The following is a 20,942-nucleotide window of genomic DNA, read 5'->3' on the forward strand; positions in this document are numbered from 1 at the left end:
CCTCATCATCCTTTTCGACTTCTACGAGAATGAAAATAACGATCAATCAGTATGGCACTTATTGCGGAAAGAACAGTAGCTATAATGGTTGGAACAACAATTTCTGTTGGGGAAGAGGAATGATAATTAATTCTTATTGCAATAACTGTAGTCGGAATGATGGTAATGCTGGCTGTATTAATAGCTAAGAAGGTTACCATGCTTCTTGAAGCTTTATCTTTTCCTCCATTTAATTTTTTTAGTTCTTCCATTGCTTTAATACCAAGAGGGGTTGCCGCATTACCTAATCCAAACATATTAGAAATCATATTTGATAAAATATACCCCATTGCAGGGTGATTGGCAGGTACCTCAGGAAATAACAGCTTTACTAATGGCTTGAAAACTCTTGTGAGTTTATGTAGGAGTCCCGATTCCTCTGCAATTCGCATCATACCAAGCCAAAAAACAAGTACACTGATTAGCCCAATGCATAATGTAACTGCTTCCTTAGCTCCATCAAATACTGCTTTATTTACTGCCTCCATGTTTCCGTTTATAAGCGCAAAGATAATTCCAAATATCGTCATAGCTACCCATATATAGTTAACCATTGACGTTCACACCAATGAATGAAATAAACATATCTTCTGCTGAATGAAAGAAACTCTTTTTTTTCTCTTTCTTCATAACCTTCTCAAAATAAATGGGAGCTTCTTGCACTACTCTTCCGTCCAAATAAATTTCAGCCTTACCTACAATGGCTTCACTGCGGGAAGCGAGTAAATTTTTACGCGGTTTTTCTAGTTTATATTTAATAGAAAATTGCTCCATTTCCTCACTGGTTGCCGGATACACAATTGTCTTTTTGAGATATAAATGGCCTTTATAAAGTTTATCCTTGGAAATGTCCACTTTTCCTTTCGGTAATACCTCTGCCATATCATAGCTTTTAAAACCGTTTTCGTACATTGAAATATGATCATTCCAATCATCAGAATCATTTAAGGTTACAGCAATTAAGTCCATATCTCCTTTTGTTGCAGTCGTGACAAGGGTCCTTTTGGCAAGTTTTGTGTATCCCGTTTTTCCGCCTGTTGCAAATTTATATTTGGTAAGCAGGCGATTTTTATTCCTCCAAACTCGATCCCAATCTTCGGTTGGGTTAGGGGCACGATAGACCTTTGTGCCCGATATTGTTTGAAATGTTTTATTCTGCATGGCATATCGCATTAAAAGAGCCATGTCATAGGCTGATGAATAATGATCTTCATGGTCATCGAGACCATGAGGATTTGCAAAATGGGTATCAACCATCCCTATTTCCCTTGCCTTTTGATTCATTAAATAGGCAAAGCCATCAACACTTCCTCCTACATATTCAGCAATTGCAACAGCCGTATCATTTCCAGATCTTAGCATTAATCCGTAAACTAAATCCTTTAGTTTAATTTTTTCTCCAGGTTTTAAATACACGGAAGACCCTTCAGCCCGTGTTGCTTGTTCACTTACCGTTACGTACCTGTCCATCTTTCCCGATTCGATTGCCAGGATGGCTGTCATGATTTTCGTTATACTAGCGATTCTTCTCTTTGTATGTGCATCCTTTTCAAACAAGACCCGCCCCGATTTTTGTTCCATCAACACGGCACTCGCAGCACTTACACCAACGGAAGCATCAACCTTATGAGGAATGTTTCCGATCAATAGTGAGATTATGAGGGATATCATTACAAGCTTTGAAATCATTCTCATCAGATTAACCTCGTCTCCTTTATGTCTGTCAACTAGTCTGCTGCAGCGCCTAGGGTTTTCTTTATGCCAGGCGCCTCCGCTTTTATTATTTGTACAAGTTTATGCGGGACGAGCCATGTTATGACTATTAATAAAGAAAACTCGCAATTCCATTAGAATGCAGGCCATTTAATATCTGCTGCTTTTTCGTACCTAATTTCAACGTCATGCCAATTGACAAGATTCCACCATTTATCAACATATTCACTTCTATTATTTTTATATTGCAGATAATAAGCGTGCTCCCAAACATCTAGGACAAGTAATGGAATCGTATCCCATTGTGTTTGAATCATATGGCGCTCCGATTGGAGTACTTCCAAATGTCTTGCCCTTGGACTCCAGACCAATAGAGCCCAGCCTACTCCCTCAACTTGCTTAGCAGCTTCGGAAAACTGTCGTTTAAAGGTATCAACGTTCCCAAAGTACTTTTCAATCTCTCCTTTTAAAATACCTGTCGGACTTCCTCCGCCATTCGGACTCATGTTTCGCCAAAAAATCGTATGCAAATAATGCCCTGACCCATGAAAGGAAAGTTCCCTGCTCCAATGCTTAATAAGTGAAAAATCATTGGTTTCCCTTGCTTTCTTCAAATTTAGTTCAGCACGGTTTAATCCATCTACATACGAACGATGATGTTTATCATGATGCAGTCTCATGATTTCTTCAGAAATATATGGTTCTAAGGCGTTATACGCGTAAGGAAGTTCCGGTAAAGTATGTCCACCTGGCGGTAGTGATTTTTCTACCACCCAAATCTTACCGATTTCTTGTTTATTCCTAAAATAATCTTCCATTTGCTGATGGATGGTTTCAGCCTTTCCTTGTAGACTAAGCAGCTCTTCGTTTGATAACTCCCGATTTGTACCCTCGATTAATTCAGTAAATTCATCGAGATTATCCCATAATTCCATATCTCGTCCTACCTGTTCAGATTGAAGAAATTGTTTCATTTGCTCGTTCCAAACAAATAAATCGTTAACATATTGGCTAAAACGCCCCATTATCATTCCCTCATTCCTGTCTAAAGTAATTCATGATAATGGTATGTGGGACAATACATAATAAGAACGAAAAAGACTGTTCCAGCGCGGAACAGTCCTTTATAAACGCCATATATTTATTTAGATTGAATCATCTTTGTTCTGTAATCTGTTTCATAGTATTCAAGTTCTTCCCTAATTCTCTGAAAATCACTCTCTAAACTCTTAATCAATTCTGATATTTTATCAGAAACGTTACGATAAAACTTAATAGAATTTCTGCCAGTATATGCTGATCGACTATTTTCAAACCATGAATCATTCTTTGGCGAGAAAAACTCTTCAATACATTGGTGATAAATCTTATAAAGGGTTTTTTCGGCAGCTGCTTTTTGAAATGGCTCACTTTGTAAAAGGACAGAGCAGGCTTCTAAACCCTCTTCACTATAAACAACCAACTTTCTAAGGTTCGCCAGTATTAATTTAACATAAGCCCGGTCTTCTTCATTATCTGTATTTAACTGTGAAATAGGTGTTTCATTTAAAAAATCCTCTAAAGTTAGAATTGACTTTGTTAAAAATTCTTTTACATCGTTAAGCTGTGTTTTCACAAGTGTGTTTGCCATAATTACCCTCCTATTATTTCTCCTGCTTATTATTGTGGCTGGCCAATAAACTCAAGTGGTGATTGAAGTTCATACTCTTTATTTTGCTGAATTCCTAAAAACACTTCAGGTAATTTATTATAATTTATATCTTGAAAATAAGAAGCAAATTCGTATTTTGAATTAATATATAATCTTTTTCTGTTTTGGAGACCTGGATTTTTCAAAAGACAAACAAGTGCAACAATATCCTTAAAATAAACTTCATTGGTTCCATGATTTATAATAGGATTTTGCTTGTACGGAGTAAACTCTTGAAAGAGCTCATCAAAATACCTTACATATAAAACATGAAGTGTTCTTTCTTGTCCATCTTCCACGAACGTAACTTCACTTCTGTTAAAAAAATCTTCTGAAGTATTTGATTTTTCTTTCTCCAATTCATATCCCTTACACTCTTTGATCAGCAATGGAATTCCTCTCCTTATCAACTGGCTGAAACAATAAAAAATTCAAGCTTAGACTATATTATATTTATTTTAGCATAAATTCCTGCCAAAGATTTAGTTAAGAGTTAATTGTTTCCTGAAATTTCTCAAAAAATAAATCTGCTTCCTCTTGGATAAATTCTTCTTCCACTTTTTCAGGCAGCTGCGGCAGTTCTTTTAAATTCTTCAAACCAAAATAGTCCAGAAATTCTTTTGTTGTTCCATATAAAATGGCTCTTCCTGTTCCTTCCGCTCTACCAGTCTCTTTTATTAAGACCTTTGCCATTAAGGTATGGAGTGGCCTCTCCGTTTTTACTCCACGGATTTCCTCAATTTCAGCACGAGTGATTGGCTGTTTATAAGCAATGATTGCTAATGTTTCTAACGCGGCCTGTGACAAAGTTGATGTATGAGGAGAATCTACCAATTTTTTTAGGTATGCAGCATTTTCCTTTTTCGTGGCGAGCTGAAAGGTTCCTGCCAATTGAACGATCATAATTCCTCTTTGGTCATCCCGCTCATAAGCCTGTCGCAAATTCTCTATCAGTTCACTTGCATGCAGTTCATCTACCTCTAATACCTCCGCAAGTTGTTTTAGTGATAATCCCTCATCTCCAGCGGCAAATAATAGACTTTCTAAAATGCTGTTCCAATTAATAATATCCAACTTTAATTTGCCCCTTCCTTAACAGCTTCCACAAATATGTCACCAAAATTCTCTTTCTGCTCAACATCAATAGCTTTTCGCTTAATTAGTTCCAATATCGCCAAAAATGTTACAACGATATGTTCTTTAGCAGCGGATGGGAATAAGTCATTAAAGTTTTTCCTACCCTTTAATTGATGTAATTCAGTTAATATTTCGGTCATTCTTCTTTCGATTGAAATTTCCTGCCGGGCAATCTTTGTTGCCATTGGTCTCTGTAATTTCTTTCTGCGTAACAGTTTTTGAAAGGCCGCAAGCATATCGTATAATGAGACATTTAATTCGGTCTCAACAGGGGTACTCTCCTTGGTAAAATCGGAGAGATCACTAGGAGGTTTGGTGTACATAAGCCCGCGTTCCTCTTCCAAGTTCTTTAAATCATGAGCTGCTTCTTTATATTTTCGATATTCAATTAAGCGTTCAACAAGTTCATCTCTTGGATCGTCCTCATAAGCCATCTCTGATTCTTCTTCATCTAGTACCTCTTCGTGTTTCGGCAAGAGCATTTTGCTCTTAATCGCAAGTAATGTTGCAGCCATCACTAAGAACTCACTGGCAACATCAAGTTGAAGTTCATTCATGGTTTGAATATATAGTAAGTATTGCTCTGTAATTTCAGCAACCGGAATATCATAAATATCAATTTCGAGCCGATTAATTAAATGGAGGAGTAAATCCAAAGGCCCTTCAAAAGCATCAATTTTTACCTGATAAGGCATTTCATTCACCAAAATTCTAAAAAAATTAACATTGTTTCATAACTAATATTAGTATAGAGGATTCAAGTTTGTTATCCAATAGAAAAATCACCCTTTCCTTGGCTTTATCCAGAAAACGGGATGATTGCCCATAACAATGGACAAATTTCCTACATATGATGACAAGGTAAAGAACAAAAACTTACAAGGAGGTCTTTCTTATGGATGGAGCATTTGGTGGCGGTTTTGCTTTAATCGTTGTTTTATTCATTTTGTTAATTATTGTTGGTGCTTCCTGGGTTTACTAAGAAGTTCTAGTCTCAGCGCCCTTTGGAGACGCTTGCCAAACAATTAGTAAAACAAAAACAAGAGGGACCTGTCAATTTCGGCAGGTCTTTTTTTATTAGTTAAAGGAATATGTTCAATATGGTACACTAAATATACATTATCTGATAAGGGGTGATCTCTTGTACCCAAAAGAATATATCCAATTTTTAGCTCATTTCCATGGTGACCGGGATTATTTTGAATGCCACGAAATACTCGAGGAATATTGGAAAAAAAACGATAAAAAAAATAAAACCTCCATATGGGTTGGTCTTATCTTATTAGCAGTATCCACCTACCACCATCGAAGAAATAACTTTAATGGGGCGAAAAGAACGTTAGAAAAGGCCATAACGATTTTTGAGTCCAATCCAAATCATGTATCCATACTTGGATTAGAGCCCCAAAAACTTAGTGTTTTATTAATAGAACGATTAAACATGATTACAAACCACCAAAAGTATAACAGTTTTAACCTGCCTATTTATGATAGGTCTTTATTGGAATCAGGCAAGAAATTATGTAAAAAGAATGGCTTTGATTGGGGAAAAGAAAGCGATATTCTAAATAACAATCTTGTTCATCGCCACATTTCTAGAGATCGTACGAGTGTGATCGAAGAAAGAATTCAGTCATTAAAATTAAGAAAAGGCAACGAATGAACTGTTGCCTTCTTTTAGTACTCTAACAAACATCACATTTTTCAATAAACGGAGCGGTGGTTTCATTCGAAATTATTACTTTATCCGGATACATCTCTTTTAGTGCCTTCACCATTTTTTTTCCTATACCTTGGAAGCGATGTGAAGGGTTTACAGAGATATGTTGAACAGTAATGGTATTGGCAGAATGGTCAAAAAGGACCCCAAGCAGTCCAATAATATCTTCTTCCTTCCAAAGAAAAAGTTGCCAATCATCCTCCGTTTCATATTCCTTCATGGTTGACTGGAGCTTCTTTAAGTCCTTTTCAGTCGGCATAAAGGACAATAGACCCATGGCAATTTTTTCGAAAGTTTTCTTGTATCGAATTAACATTTTAATCCCTCATTATATTAAATAAACCGATTTCATCTAGGTTTAACATTAGTTTATTTTTTCCTAATCACCGAATAATAAACATTTATTCATTATATGTAATTTAAAATTACAATGTTTCAACAAACAGCATCATACATAAATAATGGGCAATCATTAATTAGAATCTCTTATCCTGTCCACCATTCTACACTAAATAACAAAAATAATCTATTTTCTCTTTTAAATGTGGCTGAATCTCCATGAAGTTTTCGAAACTGCGGAACTTCCGGACAAAATACTTCGTTTCTATCCAACGTTTCGGTTATATTATTAAAAAGGCTGATGATGATAATTTACCATTAGTCTCACACTTCAAGGAGGCATAAAGTTGAAAAAAACACTCATTTTACTACTTGCATTACTTATAAGCCTTTTTCCTATCCATAGCTTTGCTGACATGGCTGAAGGTGATATGATTGTTACTTTAGGAGAGAATTTAACAGAAGCACAAAAAGAGAGTTTATTAACAGAGATGGGTGCACCAGCCGATGTACAAATTGTTACGGTGTCAAATCAAGAAGAATATCAATATTTAGGAAAGTATATTTCAAAATCACTCATTGGTACTAGGGCGATTTCTTCATCTGCCATTACCATTGCTGCACAGGGTGCAGGCATTACCGTAAAGACGAAAAATATTAACTGGGTAACAGATGAGATGTATATTAACGCCCTGATTACGGCAGGCGTGAAGGACGCAAATATCTATATTACTGCACCCATTTCTGTATCTGGAACGGCTGCTTTAACAGGAATTATTAAGGCATATGAAATTTCTGCTGGAGAAACCATTCCTGAAGACGTTAAGCAAGCAGCCAATCAAGAAATGGTAGAAACAGCAAAGTTGGGCGATGCAATTGGGGATAAGAATGCAGCTGCATTAATTGCAAAGGTAAAAGAGGAAATTGCTAAAAACAAGCCAAGTAACGATGCAGAGTTAAAAAACATAATTGAACAAGCTGCTAAAGATCTAAATGTTACCCTAACAGATGCACAAATGCAGAGTTTAATGGACTTTTTTAATAAACTAATCGATTTAAATATTAACTGGAATCAAGTTAGTGACCAGCTTAATAAAGCAAAAGACCAAATATCGAAATTCCTGCAATCCGATGAAGGTCAGGGATTTTTAGAAAAGTTTAAACAGTTTTTTATATGGTTGTTTGATACGATTAAATCGATATTCTCATAAAGAGAATAAAAGCTGCCGCAATAAACGGCAGATCAGGCTGTCGGAAACTCGACAGCCTCTTATTTTAATCAATTACTTTAACAAGTTTCCGCGTTAATTTGTTATAAAATTTATTTGTATATGGCTAATCAACAAGTCTGTTGATTGGCGCTCCAGGCACTACGCTTTCCGCGGGCGTGCCGGTGAGCCTCCTCATCGCTTCGCTCTTGCGGGGTCTCCCCTGCCCCGTATTCCCGCAGGAGTCTACGTGCCTTCCGCGCCAATCAACAGAGTGTTTCAAATAAGGCTTCAACTAAACTAATAAATTTTAAAATGACGCGGTGAATTCAATGTTTAAGCTAAAAAAGTCTAGCCCAAAGTGAATATGAATTTGTATGAATTGATGAATTAGTTCCAGACGACTACCTTTCTTCGTTTGATTAATAAATTTACTGATTTTTCATTTCTTCTTTGAAAAGTTCAAACCTATTATAGTGGTAATATTGTTACGGATGTAAATTACTCTCGTAAGGTTAGCAAAAGTGCCTAGCCATACTTTAGAATAATTTGCCTTCCTGTTGATTCGAACGGAGGGCACTTGACTCCTACGGGATAAAGAGGTCACTGGAGACCCCGCAGTCGCTGAAAGCACCGAAGAGGTTCAGGATCTCCTCGCGGAAATCAATTGCCCGGAGTGGAAATCAACAGGCCCAATTGAGGGATAATCAATAAATTTGATATTTAGATTCTGACAAAAAAAACTGCCGAGAAAAATACCCTTTCTCGACAATCAATCTGAGGTGCTGCAATAAAAAGCAGCTTTTCTACTTTTATATCTTAATGGATGAAACTTTTCGTTATTTTAACGGCAAATCCAATCGAACTAAATCTTCATAGGATTCTCTTTTTACGACAAGTGTGGCCCTTCCGTTTTCTACAAACACAACAGCTGGGCGAGGGATTCGGTTATAATTGTTGGCCATAGAATAACCGTACGCTCCCGTACAAAACACTGCTAAAATATCCTCTTCTCCTGCCTCAGGAAGCGGTAAATCCCAGATTAACATGTCACCTGATTCACAGCATTTTCCGGCAATAGAGACGGTTTGATTTGCTTTTGCTAATGGTTTATTGGCGAGAACTGCTTCATATTTTGCTTGATAAAGAGCAGGGCGGATATTATCACTCATTCCCCCGTCAACTGCTAAATATTTTCTAACACCTGGAACTTCCTTTGATGAACCAACTTGGTATAAGGTAATACCGGCATCGCCGACAAGCGAACGGCCCGGTTCAATCCAAATTTCAGGCATTTGCAAGGAATACTGTTCGGCTAATTGTTTCACTTCAGTAATAATTTCTTGAACATATTGTGATGGAAGAATCGGCTCATCTTCTTTTGTATAACGGATTCCAAAGCCTCCACCTAAATTTAATACCTTAGCTTCAAAAGAAAATTTCTTTTTCCAGTTTTCAAGCTTTTCAACTATTTTTTGGGCTGCCATTAAGAACCCAGTCGTTTCAAATATTTGTGAACCTATATGACAATGAAGTCCAAGAACATTAAAAGAACTGCATGCTATCGCTATTTTTAATGCCTCTTCAGCCTGACCGTTCTGAAGATCAAAACCGAATTTAGAATCTTCCTGACCGGTTAAGATGTAGTCATGGGTATGCGCTTCAATACCTGGGGTCACCCTTAAAAGAATATTGACATTCGCATTTTTCTCTCGGCACAATACTTTTAATAGTTCTAGTTCTGTAAAGTTATCAACGACAATACAGCCGATGTTGTGATCTAAAGCCATCTCAAGTTCTTCTCTGCTTTTATTATTTCCGTGAAAATGAATTCTCTCAACTGGAAAACCTGCAACTATTGCCGTGTATAATTCTCCGCCAGATACCACGTCTAGTGATAAACCTTCTTCTTCTGCCAGCTGTATCATTGCAACAGTTGAGAATGCTTTACTAGCATACGCTACCTGGGCCGTAACATTTAAATCATCAAACGTTTTTTTAAATCCCCGGGCCCGTTCTCTCATCAGGGCTACATCATAAACATAAAGAGGAGTTCCAAATTGCTGTGCTAGCTCTACAGCATCAACTCCACCTATTTCCAGATGCCCGTTCTTGTTTACTCCTGTTGATCCGTAAAAATACATTCCCTCTCCCTCTCTCCATTACACTACTTTAGTCTATGAGACATTCTCAAAAATAAATAGACAGAATCGAATAAGATACTGCCTATTTTTTTAAACTTCTTAACTTTTATTTAAATAAAATAAACTTAGCATACCTTATTAAAAACTGCAATTATAAATTACAGATTTTATTTCCTGTTTGAACCTGGCGGCTGCCGAAAGCGATTTCGAGGTCGAACAATACTGGGTCTCAACAAGGAGCCTGGAATTGCTCGACGAATAAGGATCTGCAAAAATCCTTTCGGTTCAAAAGGAAGAAATGGCCAAAAGTATGGGGTGTTAAGCGCACGTAATCTTACCACAAATAAAAACATTAAAGTACAGCCTATAATAAATCCGGGTGTATGGAAAAAGGCTACTAAAATCATCAAAATGATTCTGGCAATCTTATTGGCTACTCCCAATTCATAACTTGGAGTAGTAAAGGTGCCTATACCTGCTACTGCAACATACAGGATGACTTCAGGGACGAATAGTCCTACATCAATTGCTATTTGTCCAATCAGGACGGCAGCAATTAAGCCCATAGCCGTTGATAATGGTGTTGGAGTATGTATGGCTGCCATTCTTAAAAATTCAATGCCCAAATCAGCTAAAATCAATTGAACTACCACTGGTATATGCGTATGCTTATTTGGTCCAATAAAGGCAATCTCTTTAGGCAGTAATGACGGTTCTACAACAAATAATAGCCAAAGCGGAAGTAAGATTAGCGATGCTATTATTCCTACAAACCGTGTCCACCTAACAAAGGTGCCCATCGCCGGTGATTCCCGAAATTCTTCTGCATGCTGAACATGATGAAAATAAGTTGTCGGCGTAATAATGACACTTGGTGAGGTATCACAATAAATAATAACGTGCCCCTCTAAAATATGTGCAGCAGCAACATCGGCTCTTTCTGTATATCGAACCATTGGAAAGGGATTCCATCCTTGTTTTACGATAAATTCTTCAATGGTTTTATCCCCCATAGGAATTCCATCTACTTCAATAGCCTGTAATTCTTTTCTTAATATATTTAATAAATCAGCATCAGCAACATCCTCTAGGTAACCGATGGCCACATCAGTTTTGGACCTTTCACCTACTCTAATCATTTCAAAGCGTAAACGTTCGTCACGAATTCTTCTTCTAGTTAAAGCAGTATTTAGAATGATATTCTCAACAAACCCATCCCTTGCTCCACGAACAACCTTTTCAGTATCAGGTTCTTGAGGTGACCGACCCGGATAGCTTCTTACATCAACTACTAACGCTGTCCCAACTCCGTCCATGACAACAACAATTTGACCTGATAACACAAAAGTAACCAAATCCTCAAGTGTCTCGACAGGTGATACAGATTGATTAACGAGTCGATTATAGACTAGTTTGTATATATCGGCAGAATGCTTTTCATGATCATTTAGTTCTACAAGTTCTTCAATTAGTTCGATAATAAAACGTGTATCACAAAGTCCATTACAGTAATAGATATGGACATCATTTTTAAGGACTTTCAGCTTTCTAACACCTAAGTCAAAGCTTATGCCTAATCCCACTCTTTGCTTCATATAATTTTCAATTTCATTTACGGATTGGGGGATTGACCATTTTTGCTCATTGTTCCTTGACATGAAAGCCACTCCTTTCAAGTATGAGTTCAACAGCTTTTTTTGTTATTGGGGAACCAGTTTTGTATGAATCCCGTCGAGCCATTTTGCCAATATCACCCACTCCTACGATAATGGGGATATTTAATTCATCAAGACAATAAACAGTATCACCATTTATCCTCCCAATTTCTAGTTCTTGTATACCATGTTTATCAACACCATAAGGAGTTAGGACTCCATCGCGATCAATACTTACATCAACCCTTGTCCATTCTTCATGCCTGGACCTTGCTGCAACAGCAATGGCTCCTAAAACTTCAATATCTTTGTGTGTTGCAACATATTTTAAAGCTGATTCACCTGCACCTTCCCCTACAATCCCGCTATCATCAAACATCACTAACACTGGATCATGTGGTGTTTTTTTAATTAATTTTACAATCTCTGGGCCTGTTAATTTGGAAGGATTTCCATAGGAACTGGTAATACAACGCCCGCCTATCTCTTTGGCAACATGTTCAACAGCCCTTTTGGCATATTCATCACCGTCAGTAATTAATATGACGCGCCTCCGAATACTCATACTTTGATGTCCCTTCCTAATTAAAGAGTAATTGACCATGATGCTACCCTGTTTATTCCAAACAGGTATCCACCGCTTTTAATGATGAATAAAGAAAAGCCATTGAAAGATAGAGCCAAAAATTTTCCCTAACACGATGGCCATCACTAGCATAATAATTTGTTTATCAAGTCGAATCCTTTTGGCCAGGATTGGAAAAACATTTACTACTTCCGTTAATCCCGCTGCTAACATTCCAACAAAAACACCACCGGTAAGACCTAGGGGAATTAAGAAAAAGGATGAGATATGAAATGCTGGGTCTCTTAAACTTGCGAATACACCTACAAGGACCCCGGATACTACTGCCCATTCGTAGTATTGAATCATCCTCAATGATTTGGAAAGCTGTGTCAATCTAGGGATTATGCCTAGTACAGTTAGAAATGCAACAAACCCCGCCCCTACAGAGAGTCCACTCGCGAGACCAATAAAGATCACCAACAAAATTTTAATCATCATTGATATGCTTCATACTTTCTTTATTTTCATGGATGACTACATAATTATCTAAATCCAGCTGATAATTAAAAATTTCTACTTCAAGTGGACTGGGTTCTTCATTTAAACGATGTTTAAACACATGATTAAAAAAAAGAATCATTCCTAGTCCTAAACCAATCGAATAGGGAATTTGGAAAAGTAGTGGCTTTACTGCTTTTTTTTCAGTAATAATGGTATAAATTTTTTCTTGAACGCTTCTCATACTAACATCATCATGAAAGTTCATGATTGTCATGGCTGAGCCAAAAAATAATAAGAACCATATTAAAATAAAGATAGGCAGTGACACCTTCTTCTTCTCAAAAACCACTTCGACAATGGTCTGAGCAGGACCAATCGTTTGGACTTCCCCATCCTCGAACAATGATGTGACCTTTTTAATAACCTCCATGACATCAATAACGATAATATTTTGATCCTTTTCGGTTACTTGGTAAATCATCATTGTTTGTAATTTCGAGAGGATTGCTTCTGGGGCAATAACCTGGGCAACATCCTTTAAATAAATTTTTTCCTGTGGTCGGACATGAACACGGTGCCGCATGCGGATGTAGATTGTTTTTTCCAAAACATTCACTTCCCACACAATGATTTCCTCATTAATAGTATGGATAATATTGCGTTCTTTCATGTAAGCAAATGAAAAACCGTATGGATCAAAGATCCATACGGTCCTTCATTTGCTGTAATATTTTCTTCTCGAGCCTTGAAACTTGTACTTGAGAAATCCCGAGCCTGATTGCTACTTCAGATTGGGTTTGATCTTTATAATATCGAAGGTAAACGATTAGCCTTTCTCGTTCATCTAACTCCCGAATCGCTTCTTTTAATGCGATTTTATCAAACCATTTCCCTTCATTACCATCATCAATTTGATCTAGTAATGTAATAGGGTCCCCATCATTTTCATAAACCGTCTCATGTATGGATGATGGTGTCCTGCTTGCTTCCTGCGCAAGGATTACATCCTCAGGTGAAAGTTCCAGATGAGCTGAAATCTCGTTTACTGTTGGAATTCTTCCAAGTGTTTTAGATAATTCATCCTTCGCTTTGCGGATTCTATTTCCCATTTCCTTTAGGGAACGGCTAACCTTTACCGTCCCATCATCGCGGATAAAACGTTGGATTTCACCGATAATCATTGGAACCGCATAAGTGGAAAATTTGACATCATAGGATAGGTCAAACTTATCAACAGATTTTAATAATCCGATACAGCCAATTTGGAATAAATCATCCGGGTCATAACCCCTGTTAAGAAACCGCTGGACAACAGACCAAACAAGACGCATATTTTTTTCAACAATTAAATCTCTGGATTCTTGGTCTCCATCTTGGCTCTTTTTAATGAGCTCTTTTACCTCATGATCTTTTAAATATGTTTGACTTTTATCGTTCTTGACCTCCACATCCATCGGCAAGTCTCCTTAATTGCAAAGCATTTTGTTTAGTTTTAAATGCTTCCGTAATCTCACTTCGGTTCCGCTGCCTGGCTGTGAATGAACCTCTACCTCATCCATGAAATTTTCCATGATAGTGAATCCCATACCGGAGCGTTCTAAATCCGGTTTTGTTGTAAATAATGGCTGACGAGCTTCCTCCACATCTGTTATGCCTAAACCAACATCTTTAATCGTCAAATCAATCAGATTGTCCTCAATCGTTACCTGGATATAAACAATCCCACTAGGATCATTTTCATATCCATGAATAATCGCATTCGTGACGGCCTCTGATACAACTGTTTTAATTTCTGTTAGCTCATCCATTGTCGGATCAAGCTGAGCAATAAAAGCAGCAACAGTTACACGGGCAAATGACTCATTTTGACTTAAAGCACTGAATTGGAGATTCATTTCATTCTTCATTCAGGCCACCCCCAATCTTTGCAATGCAAATTCCTCAGTCGGTTCCATTTTGATAATTTTAAATAAACCAGACATATCGAATAATCTTTGTATTGCAGGGGAAATCGCACAAACCACCATTTCACCGTGCACCTGTTTTATTTGTTTATATCTTCCTAAAATAACCCCTAAGCCTGAACTATCCATAAAAGAGAGTTGTTCTAGATTTAAAACAATATGACGAATATCATTTTTTTCAATTACAGCCGAAGCTTTATCACGAAGTTCATCCGCTGTATGGTGATCTAACTCCCCACTTAAGCGAATGCATAATACATCATGTTTTGTTTCCATATTAATGTTAAGACTCACTATTCCCGTCCTCCTTAATCTGGTATAGTGAGTCAATTCGCTTTTTTATAGAAAATATCCTTCTATACATACAAAACTAGTCCTATTTCGCTAAAATTAGTATTAGTTATTGATGTTTCGACACGGGCTGTGAAAGATTTCTTCTTAAAAACAAAGAATTGTTTATTTTCCAGACTTTGTAAACATTCCAAATGCACGTTTATAAAGTGTCCACCAGCCTGCTTCTTTTACGGACCTATTGGCTACTAATGGACTTTCTAAAATTACTTTTCCATTCTTAATTAGTTCAATTTTTCCAACTTGATCTCCCTTATTAATAGGAGCTTTTAAATTTTTTTGTATGATGACTTTTTGTTTAACATCCTGGGTTTTTTCACCCTTTTTCGTCAGGATTGAAATGGGTTCACTTGTAACGGCTTCGACGTTCTTTTCCTTGCCCTTGCTAATCTTGGCAAGACCAATGGTTTGGGATCTTTTAAACATTGGATGCGTTTGATATTGGGCAAATGCGTAGTTTAGCAATTTCGTTACTTGAGCATTTCGTTCCTTTGATGTTGGCGCTCCAAAGACAACGGCAATGACACGCATGCCATCTTTTTGGGCTGTTGCTGTTAAACAGTATTTTGCCTCTGCAGTAAAGCCTGTTTTTAGCCCATCAACTCCAGGATAAAAACGGACTAATTTATTTGTATTCACCAGCCAGAACTTTTTATCAGTATTTTCACGAAGATATGCTTCGTACAAGCCTGTGAATTTTGTGATGTCTTCATATTTAAGAAGCTCTTTGGCCATAACAGCCATGTCTGCTGCGGTACTATAGTGACCGCTGACTGGAAGACCTGTTGTATTTTTGAAGTGTGTATGCTTTAAGCCTAACTCTTTTGCTTTAGCGTTCATCATGTCCACAAACGCATCTTCAGAACCTGCAATTCGTTCCGCCATGGCTACTGAGGCATCATTTCCGGAACCAATTGCAATTCCTTTTAGCATTTCTTTAGTGGTCATTTCTTCGCCCGGCTCAAGGAAAATCTGTGAGCCTCCCATTGAAGCTGCATACTCACTTGTTCTTATTTTTTCATTCCAAGATAGCTTTCCTTTGTCTATTGCTTCCATTATTAGGAGCATTGTCATGATTTTTGTCATACTTGCAGGCGGCAGTTCTTGGTTACTATTTTTTTCATAAAGGACTGTGCCTGTGTCTCGTTCAATTAGTACAGCGGATCTAACATCGTTGATAATATCAGTACTTTTTTTCTCTTCAGCAGCAAAAGCAGATGGAATCCATAAACTTATTAGTAAAAAAGATGTCACAATGAAAGAGACAAATCGTTTCATTCGCATAACCCTCCATTCTTTATAGTATCCATTTTTTCCAATTTCAATTGCTTTATACAATTATTTCCTACAAATCATAAAAAAGGGTGACAGTCACCATGTGAAAATTTCACACAGTGATGTCACCCTGCTTTTTTATTCTGTTATTTCTCCATAGATCAGGATTGGTGCTTCTACTTTGGTGGATGAAACTTTTATATTTTCATAAAGCTTTTCTCTTACTTCGTCAATGTTTTCGAAGTTGCTATAAATTGTTACAAGTGATTCCCCTTTTTGCACTTGATCGCCGATTTTCTTTTTTAAAATGAGCCCGACAGCTAAATCGATTGTCGATTCTTTCGTCGCTCTCCCCGCACCGAGCAGCATGGCTGCTGTTCCAACTTCATCGGCAATTATTTCGGCTACATATCCATCTTCTTTGGCTTCAAGTTCAAAAGAATAGTTTGCCTGAGGCATGTTAGAAGGATTATCCACAATAGAGGCATCTCCACCTTGAGAACTTAAAAAGACTTTTAATTTTTCTAGTGCGGAACCGTCTAGGATGGCGTTCTCGAGTTTTTGACGGGCCTCTTCTAGCGAATTTGCTTTTTCGGCTAAGTAAACCATATGACTGCCTAAAGTTAAACATAGTTCTGTTAAATCCCGAGGTCCCTCTCCTTTAAGGGTATCTATGGCTTCCTTCACTTCAAGGGCATTCCCGATGGCATACCCCAGAGGCTGGCTCATATCTGAGATAACAGCCATTGTCCTTCGACCCACATTATTCCCGATTCGGACCATTGCTTTCGCTAATTCTTTTGAATCATCTAATGTTTTCATAAAGGCTCCGGCACCTGTTTTAACATCTAGGACAATAGCATCTGCCCCTGCGGCAATTTTTTTACTCATAATGGAACTAGCAATCAGTGGAATACTGTCAACAGTAGCAGTTACATCCCGTAAGGCATAAAGCTTCTTGTCCGCCGGTGTTAAGTTTCCACTCTGTCCGATTACAGCTATTTTGTTTTTGTTGACTAAGTTTATAAATTCTTCATTTTCTATCTCTACATGGAACCCTTTAACGGCTTCTAATTTATCAATTGTTCCACCTGTGTGTCCTAAACCACGCCCCGACATTTTTGCAATGGGAACACCCACTGCAGCAACAAGAGGACCAAGTACAAGTGTAGTTGTATCTCCCACTCCGCCTGTAGAGTGTTTATCAACTTTAATCCCTTCAATTTGGGATAAATCAATTTGATCACCCGATTCAACCATTGCCATGGTTAAATCTGCTCTCTCTTTTTCTGTCATACCCCTAAAATAGATGGCCATTGTTAAGGCACTTACTTGATAATCCGGAATCGTTCCATCCGTATATCCGCTGATAATAAATTTAATTTCATCGGTTGATAATTCTTGTCCATCTCTCTTTTTTTCGATTAAGTCAACCATTCTCATTTGTATCACCACATTTTTAATTAATCAATTTCGGCATTTCTTTTAGGAGCACGCTTTTACTGACCCATTCCTTTTACAATTTCCTTAATGTATAAAAGGAAGTCGGCTTTTACTTTTTCGGTTGTTTCAATAACTTCTTCATGTGTTAAAGGCTGATCAAGAATACCAGCTGCCATGTTAGAGATACAGGATATTCCTAGTACCTTTATTCCACTATGGCGGGCTACTATTACTTCCGGAACAGTGGACATCCCCACAGCATCTCCACCTAAAATACGGATCATACGAATTTCTGCAGGCGTTTCATAAACTGGCCCTGGATTTCCAAAGTATATGCCTTCTTTTACATTTAGGTTTAACCGGTCGGCAATTTTCCTGGCGATCCCTCTTAACTCTTTGGAATAGGCTTCCGATAAATCAGGGAATCGAACTCCAAACGCAGCGTCATTCGGACCTATTAACGGATTGGTTCCCATATTATTAATATGGTCCGTTATAATCATTAAATCACCAGGGGAAAAGCTTTCATTTACCCCACCAGCAGCATTTGTGACAATTAACTTTTCAACCCCCATATCCTTCATGACACGAACAGGAAATGTTACCTTATCCATACTGTAACCTTCATAGAAATGAAATCTGCCTTGCATGGCCACAACTTCTACTCCATTTAATAAACCAAACACGAGTTGCCCAGCATGTCCTTCTACTGTCGATATAGGGAAATCAGGGATTTCGTTATATGGGACTTTAACTGGATTTTCAATTTCATCTGCTAATACACCAAGTCCTGATCCTAGTATAAGACCTATTTTAGGGAATGTTTGATATTTTTCTTTTAGAAATTGAGTTGCATTTTGGATGCTTTCAATCTTCATATTTTTCCTCTCCTTATTTCAGTTCATTTAAGAAGCTTTGACCGTATTTAGGCATCTTCACATTGAAGTTATCAGCAACGGTTGCACCTACATCTGCAAAGGTTTCCCTTAATGGAAGTTCCTTGCCGCTATCCTTGGACTTTGAGTAGATCAGTAATGGGACATATTCGCGTGTATGGTCTGTTCCAGGGGCTACAGGGTCATTGCCATGATCCGCTGTGATGATTAACAAATCATCATCCTTCATTTTTTCAAACACTTCTGGAAGACGTGCATCGTATTCCTCGAGGGCCTTCCCATAACCCTCTGGGTCACGGCGATGACCATATAATGCATCGAAATCCACTAAATTTAAAAAGCTAATACCATTGAAATCCATATCCAAGGTTTCCACAAGCTTATCCATTCCGTCCATATTGGAAACTGTTCGCAGTGATTTAGTTACTCCTTCTCCGTCATAAATATCTGATATTTTACCAATTGCAATAACATCATAGCCAGCATCTTTTAACTCGCTCATAACGGTTCTGTCAAAGGGCTTTAAGGCATAATCATGTCGGTTTGGCGTCCGCTTAAAGTTCCCAGGTTCGCCAAGAAATGGTCGGGCAATCACCCGGCCAACCATGTACTTTTCATCAAGCGTTAATTCACGGGAAATCTTACAAATGTTATACAACTCTTCAAGCGGAACAATTTCCTCATGGGCTGCAATTTGTAAAACCGAATCAGCTGAGGTATAGACAATCAATGCCCCTGTTTTCATATGCTCTTCACCAAGCTCATCTAATATCTCTGTTCCACTTGCAGGTTTATTTCCAATAATTTTTCTGCCTGTTCGTTTTTCTAATTCTGTCACAAGCTCATCCGGAAAGCCTTCGGGGAACACTCGAAATGGTGTTTGGATATTCAAACCCATAATTTCCCAATGACCAGTCATTGTATCTTTACCGTTGGAAGCCTCCTGCATTTTTGTATAGAAGGCTAATGGTTTTTCTGCTTTATTTATTCCTTTTATCTCACGAATATTACTTAATCCTAATTTACCCATATTAGGCATATTCAGACCATTCATTTTTTCTGCAATATGACCAAATGTATCGGCACCTTTATCCCCAAATTTCTCGGCATCGGGTGCTTCCCCAATTCCTACTGAATCCATTACAATGATAAATATTCGCTTGTATGTAGTTGTAGTCATACACTAAAACCCTCCTTTGGGATAGAAAACGTTTGCACATAGACTCACTATTAGATTGTCCGCTTAAAAATAGGTTTATGAAAGTGATTAATGAATTCATTCGTCAGAAGTCTGACATCTATATTTTACTCTAAGTTTTTAAAAACTCAAGAAAAAAAAGCCGCCTTTTTCATGACGACTTTAACACCTTTGTGAAAAAATAAATATAAAGCTAATAGTCTATTAAGCTCGGGGATGGTATTTGCTATAGACATCCATTATTCTTGATTTCGAAACACTCGTATATATTTGAGTCGTAGAAATATCTGCATGTCCTAACATTTCTTGAACAGCTCTCAAATCGGCTCCATTTTCTAGCAAGTGGGTGGCAAAAGAATGACGAAGTGTATGAGGGGTGAGATTTTTATCAATCCCTGCTTCTTGAGCGAGTTTTTTTAATATTTTCCAAAAACCCTGTCTTGTTAAACGATGCCCTTGATGATTTAAGAACAACCCGTTATCCTTATGCTTGTCCGTCACAAAATAGGCACGACCGTATTCTAAATATTGCTTAATTGCTGCTAAAGCATTTTTCCCAATGGGAATAATCCGTTCCCGATTTCCTGATCCAATACAGCGTATAAAGCCGAGTGTTAAATGGACATCGTCTATTTCTAGCCCTATTAATTCACTTACACGAATTCCTGTTGCATAGAGAAGCTCCAACATCGCCTTATCCCTTAACCCAAAGTGATCATCTGGGTTAGGCGCATTGAGCAATTTCTCCACTTCTATCAGGCTTAAAACCTTGGGAAGAGCTCTCTCTAGTTTAGGCGTTTCTAGTAACACAGACGGGTCCTGATCAGCTGCCTTTTCCCTTAATAGATACTGATGAAAAGCTCTTATGGAGGCTATATGCCTAGCCAAGGTTTTAGAGGACTTCTTTTGTTCTTTTAAGAAATTTAAAAAATGAATAATATGAATTCGTTGAATCTCATTGAATGACTTAATAACTTCTACACTTTTTAGATAACCGAGGTAGCTTTTTAAATCCCGCTCATATGAAATAATCGTATTCTTAGCTAACCCTTTTTCTATAAGTAAATAATCTAAAAAAGTTCTTACCTTATCTTCCATCAC

24 protein-coding genes are annotated in these 20,942 nt (G+C 37.6%); 3 read left to right on the forward strand and 21 right to left on the reverse strand.

Annotated elements, in window-relative coordinates:
- Window positions 1–5 precede the first annotated feature (5 nt).
- From JOC76_RS04495 to JOC76_RS04525, 7 genes are all read right to left on the reverse strand, one after another.
- A complete protein-coding gene (locus JOC76_RS04495) occupies window positions 6–593 on the reverse strand; it encodes a nucleoside recognition domain-containing protein (protein ID WP_205176400.1) in 588 nt (195 codons plus the stop codon).
- A complete protein-coding gene (locus tag JOC76_RS04500) occupies window positions 586–1,734 on the reverse strand; it encodes a D-alanyl-D-alanine carboxypeptidase family protein (RefSeq protein ID WP_205176401.1) in 1,149 nt (382 codons plus the stop codon). The genes JOC76_RS04495 and JOC76_RS04500 overlap by 8 nt, the downstream gene beginning before the upstream one ends.
- A 152-nt stretch (window positions 1,735–1,886) precedes the next feature.
- A complete protein-coding gene (locus JOC76_RS04505; RefSeq protein ID WP_205176402.1) occupies window positions 1,887–2,777 on the reverse strand; it encodes a superoxide dismutase in 891 nt (296 codons plus the stop codon).
- 116 nt (window positions 2,778–2,893) lie between these two features.
- Window positions 2,894–3,382, reverse strand: a complete 489-nt coding sequence (locus JOC76_RS04510; protein ID WP_205176403.1) for a YpuI family protein — start codon at window positions 3,380–3,382, stop codon at window positions 2,894–2,896.
- Between the two features lie 29 nt (window positions 3,383–3,411).
- A complete protein-coding gene (locus JOC76_RS04515; protein ID WP_205176404.1) occupies window positions 3,412–3,831 on the reverse strand; it encodes a hypothetical protein in 420 nt (139 codons plus the stop codon).
- Between the two features lie 97 nt (window positions 3,832–3,928).
- A complete protein-coding gene (scpB, locus tag JOC76_RS04520) occupies window positions 3,929–4,516 on the reverse strand; it encodes an SMC-Scp complex subunit ScpB (protein ID WP_205176405.1) in 588 nt (195 codons plus the stop codon).
- A gap of 2 nt (window positions 4,517–4,518) precedes the next feature.
- Window positions 4,519–5,274: a segregation/condensation protein A gene (locus JOC76_RS04525; RefSeq protein ID WP_205176406.1), complete on the reverse strand. Its 756-nt coding sequence runs from the start codon at window positions 5,272–5,274 to the stop codon at window positions 4,519–4,521.
- A gap of 200 nt (window positions 5,275–5,474) precedes the next feature.
- On the opposite strand from JOC76_RS04525, the gene JOC76_RS04530 reads away from it, so the two are divergent.
- Both JOC76_RS04530 and JOC76_RS04535 read left to right on the forward strand, forming a co-directional pair.
- Window positions 5,475–5,561, forward strand: a complete 87-nt coding sequence (locus JOC76_RS04530) for a YjcZ family sporulation protein (RefSeq protein ID WP_205176688.1) — start codon at window positions 5,475–5,477, stop codon at window positions 5,559–5,561.
- Window positions 5,562–5,720: 159 nt separating this feature from the next.
- On the forward strand, window positions 5,721–6,242 hold the full coding sequence (locus JOC76_RS04535) for a DUF309 domain-containing protein (protein ID WP_205176407.1): 522 nt from the start codon (window positions 5,721–5,723) through the stop codon (window positions 6,240–6,242).
- A gap of 22 nt (window positions 6,243–6,264) precedes the next feature.
- Here the strand turns inward: JOC76_RS04535 and JOC76_RS04540 are convergent, their stop codons facing one another.
- Window positions 6,265–6,615, reverse strand: a complete 351-nt coding sequence (locus JOC76_RS04540; protein ID WP_205176408.1) for a GNAT family N-acetyltransferase — start codon at window positions 6,613–6,615, stop codon at window positions 6,265–6,267.
- Window positions 6,616–6,985: 370 nt separating this feature from the next.
- Between JOC76_RS04540 and JOC76_RS04545 the strand changes: the two genes are divergently transcribed.
- The gene (locus JOC76_RS04545) at window positions 6,986–7,849 is read left to right on the forward strand and encodes a DUF1002 domain-containing protein (RefSeq protein WP_205176409.1); all 864 of its coding nucleotides are present in this window, start codon (window positions 6,986–6,988) and stop codon (window positions 7,847–7,849) included.
- Between the two features lie 836 nt (window positions 7,850–8,685).
- Here JOC76_RS04545 and lysA read toward each other — a convergent pair.
- The 13 genes from lysA to xerD all read right to left on the reverse strand — a co-directional run bounded on the left by lysA (window position 8,686) and on the right by xerD (window position 20,939).
- Complete coding sequence (lysA, locus tag JOC76_RS04550; protein WP_205176410.1) at window positions 8,686–9,990, reverse strand: diaminopimelate decarboxylase; 1,305 nt, start codon at window positions 9,988–9,990, stop codon at window positions 8,686–8,688.
- A gap of 167 nt (window positions 9,991–10,157) precedes the next feature.
- Entirely contained in the window at window positions 10,158–11,648 is a 1,491-nt protein-coding gene (locus JOC76_RS04555; protein WP_205176411.1) for a spore germination protein, read from the reverse strand.
- A complete protein-coding gene (gene spoVAEA, locus JOC76_RS04560; protein WP_205176412.1) occupies window positions 11,632–12,210 on the reverse strand; it encodes a stage V sporulation protein SpoVABEA in 579 nt (192 codons plus the stop codon). Before spoVAEA ends, JOC76_RS04555 begins: the two co-directional genes overlap by 17 nt.
- 78 nt (window positions 12,211–12,288) lie before the next feature.
- Window positions 12,289–12,711, reverse strand: a complete 423-nt coding sequence (locus JOC76_RS04565; RefSeq protein ID WP_205176413.1) for a stage V sporulation protein AB — start codon at window positions 12,709–12,711, stop codon at window positions 12,289–12,291.
- A complete protein-coding gene (locus JOC76_RS04570) occupies window positions 12,701–13,321 on the reverse strand; it encodes a stage V sporulation protein AA (protein ID WP_205176689.1) in 621 nt (206 codons plus the stop codon). The genes JOC76_RS04565 and JOC76_RS04570 overlap by 11 nt, the downstream gene beginning before the upstream one ends.
- A gap of 88 nt (window positions 13,322–13,409) precedes the next feature.
- The gene (gene sigF, locus JOC76_RS04575) at window positions 13,410–14,168 is read right to left on the reverse strand and encodes an RNA polymerase sporulation sigma factor SigF (protein WP_205176414.1); all 759 of its coding nucleotides are present in this window, start codon (window positions 14,166–14,168) and stop codon (window positions 13,410–13,412) included.
- A 12-nt stretch (window positions 14,169–14,180) separates the two neighbouring features.
- Window positions 14,181–14,621 (reverse strand): anti-sigma F factor, encoded by a 441-nt coding sequence (spoIIAB, locus tag JOC76_RS04580; RefSeq protein WP_205176415.1) that lies wholly within the window; start codon window positions 14,619–14,621, stop codon window positions 14,181–14,183.
- The gene (spoIIAA, locus tag JOC76_RS04585; RefSeq protein WP_205176416.1) at window positions 14,622–14,972 is read right to left on the reverse strand and encodes an anti-sigma F factor antagonist; all 351 of its coding nucleotides are present in this window, start codon (window positions 14,970–14,972) and stop codon (window positions 14,622–14,624) included.
- 162 nt (window positions 14,973–15,134) lie between these two features.
- The gene (locus JOC76_RS04590; protein ID WP_205176417.1) at window positions 15,135–16,307 is read right to left on the reverse strand and encodes a D-alanyl-D-alanine carboxypeptidase family protein; all 1,173 of its coding nucleotides are present in this window, start codon (window positions 16,305–16,307) and stop codon (window positions 15,135–15,137) included.
- A gap of 135 nt (window positions 16,308–16,442) precedes the next feature.
- A complete protein-coding gene (locus tag JOC76_RS04595) occupies window positions 16,443–17,747 on the reverse strand; it encodes a pyrimidine-nucleoside phosphorylase (protein WP_205176418.1) in 1,305 nt (434 codons plus the stop codon).
- Between the two features lie 56 nt (window positions 17,748–17,803).
- Window positions 17,804–18,625 carry a purine-nucleoside phosphorylase gene (locus JOC76_RS04600; RefSeq protein WP_205176419.1) on the reverse strand — a complete coding sequence of 274 codons (822 nt, stop codon included), beginning with the start codon at window positions 18,623–18,625 and terminating at the stop codon, window positions 17,804–17,806.
- 13 nt (window positions 18,626–18,638) lie between these two features.
- Window positions 18,639–19,823 (reverse strand): phosphopentomutase, encoded by a 1,185-nt coding sequence (deoB, locus tag JOC76_RS04605; RefSeq protein WP_205176420.1) that lies wholly within the window; start codon window positions 19,821–19,823, stop codon window positions 18,639–18,641.
- Between the two features lie 222 nt (window positions 19,824–20,045).
- Window positions 20,046–20,939 (reverse strand): site-specific tyrosine recombinase XerD, encoded by an 894-nt coding sequence (gene xerD / locus JOC76_RS04610; protein WP_205176421.1) that lies wholly within the window; start codon window positions 20,937–20,939, stop codon window positions 20,046–20,048.
- Between the last annotated feature and the right edge of the window lie 3 nt (window positions 20,940–20,942).

This window comes from Neobacillus cucumis, from assembly GCF_016908975.1.
In the GTDB taxonomy this organism is placed as follows: Bacteria; Bacillota; Bacilli; order Bacillales; family Cytobacillaceae; genus Neobacillus; species Neobacillus cucumis.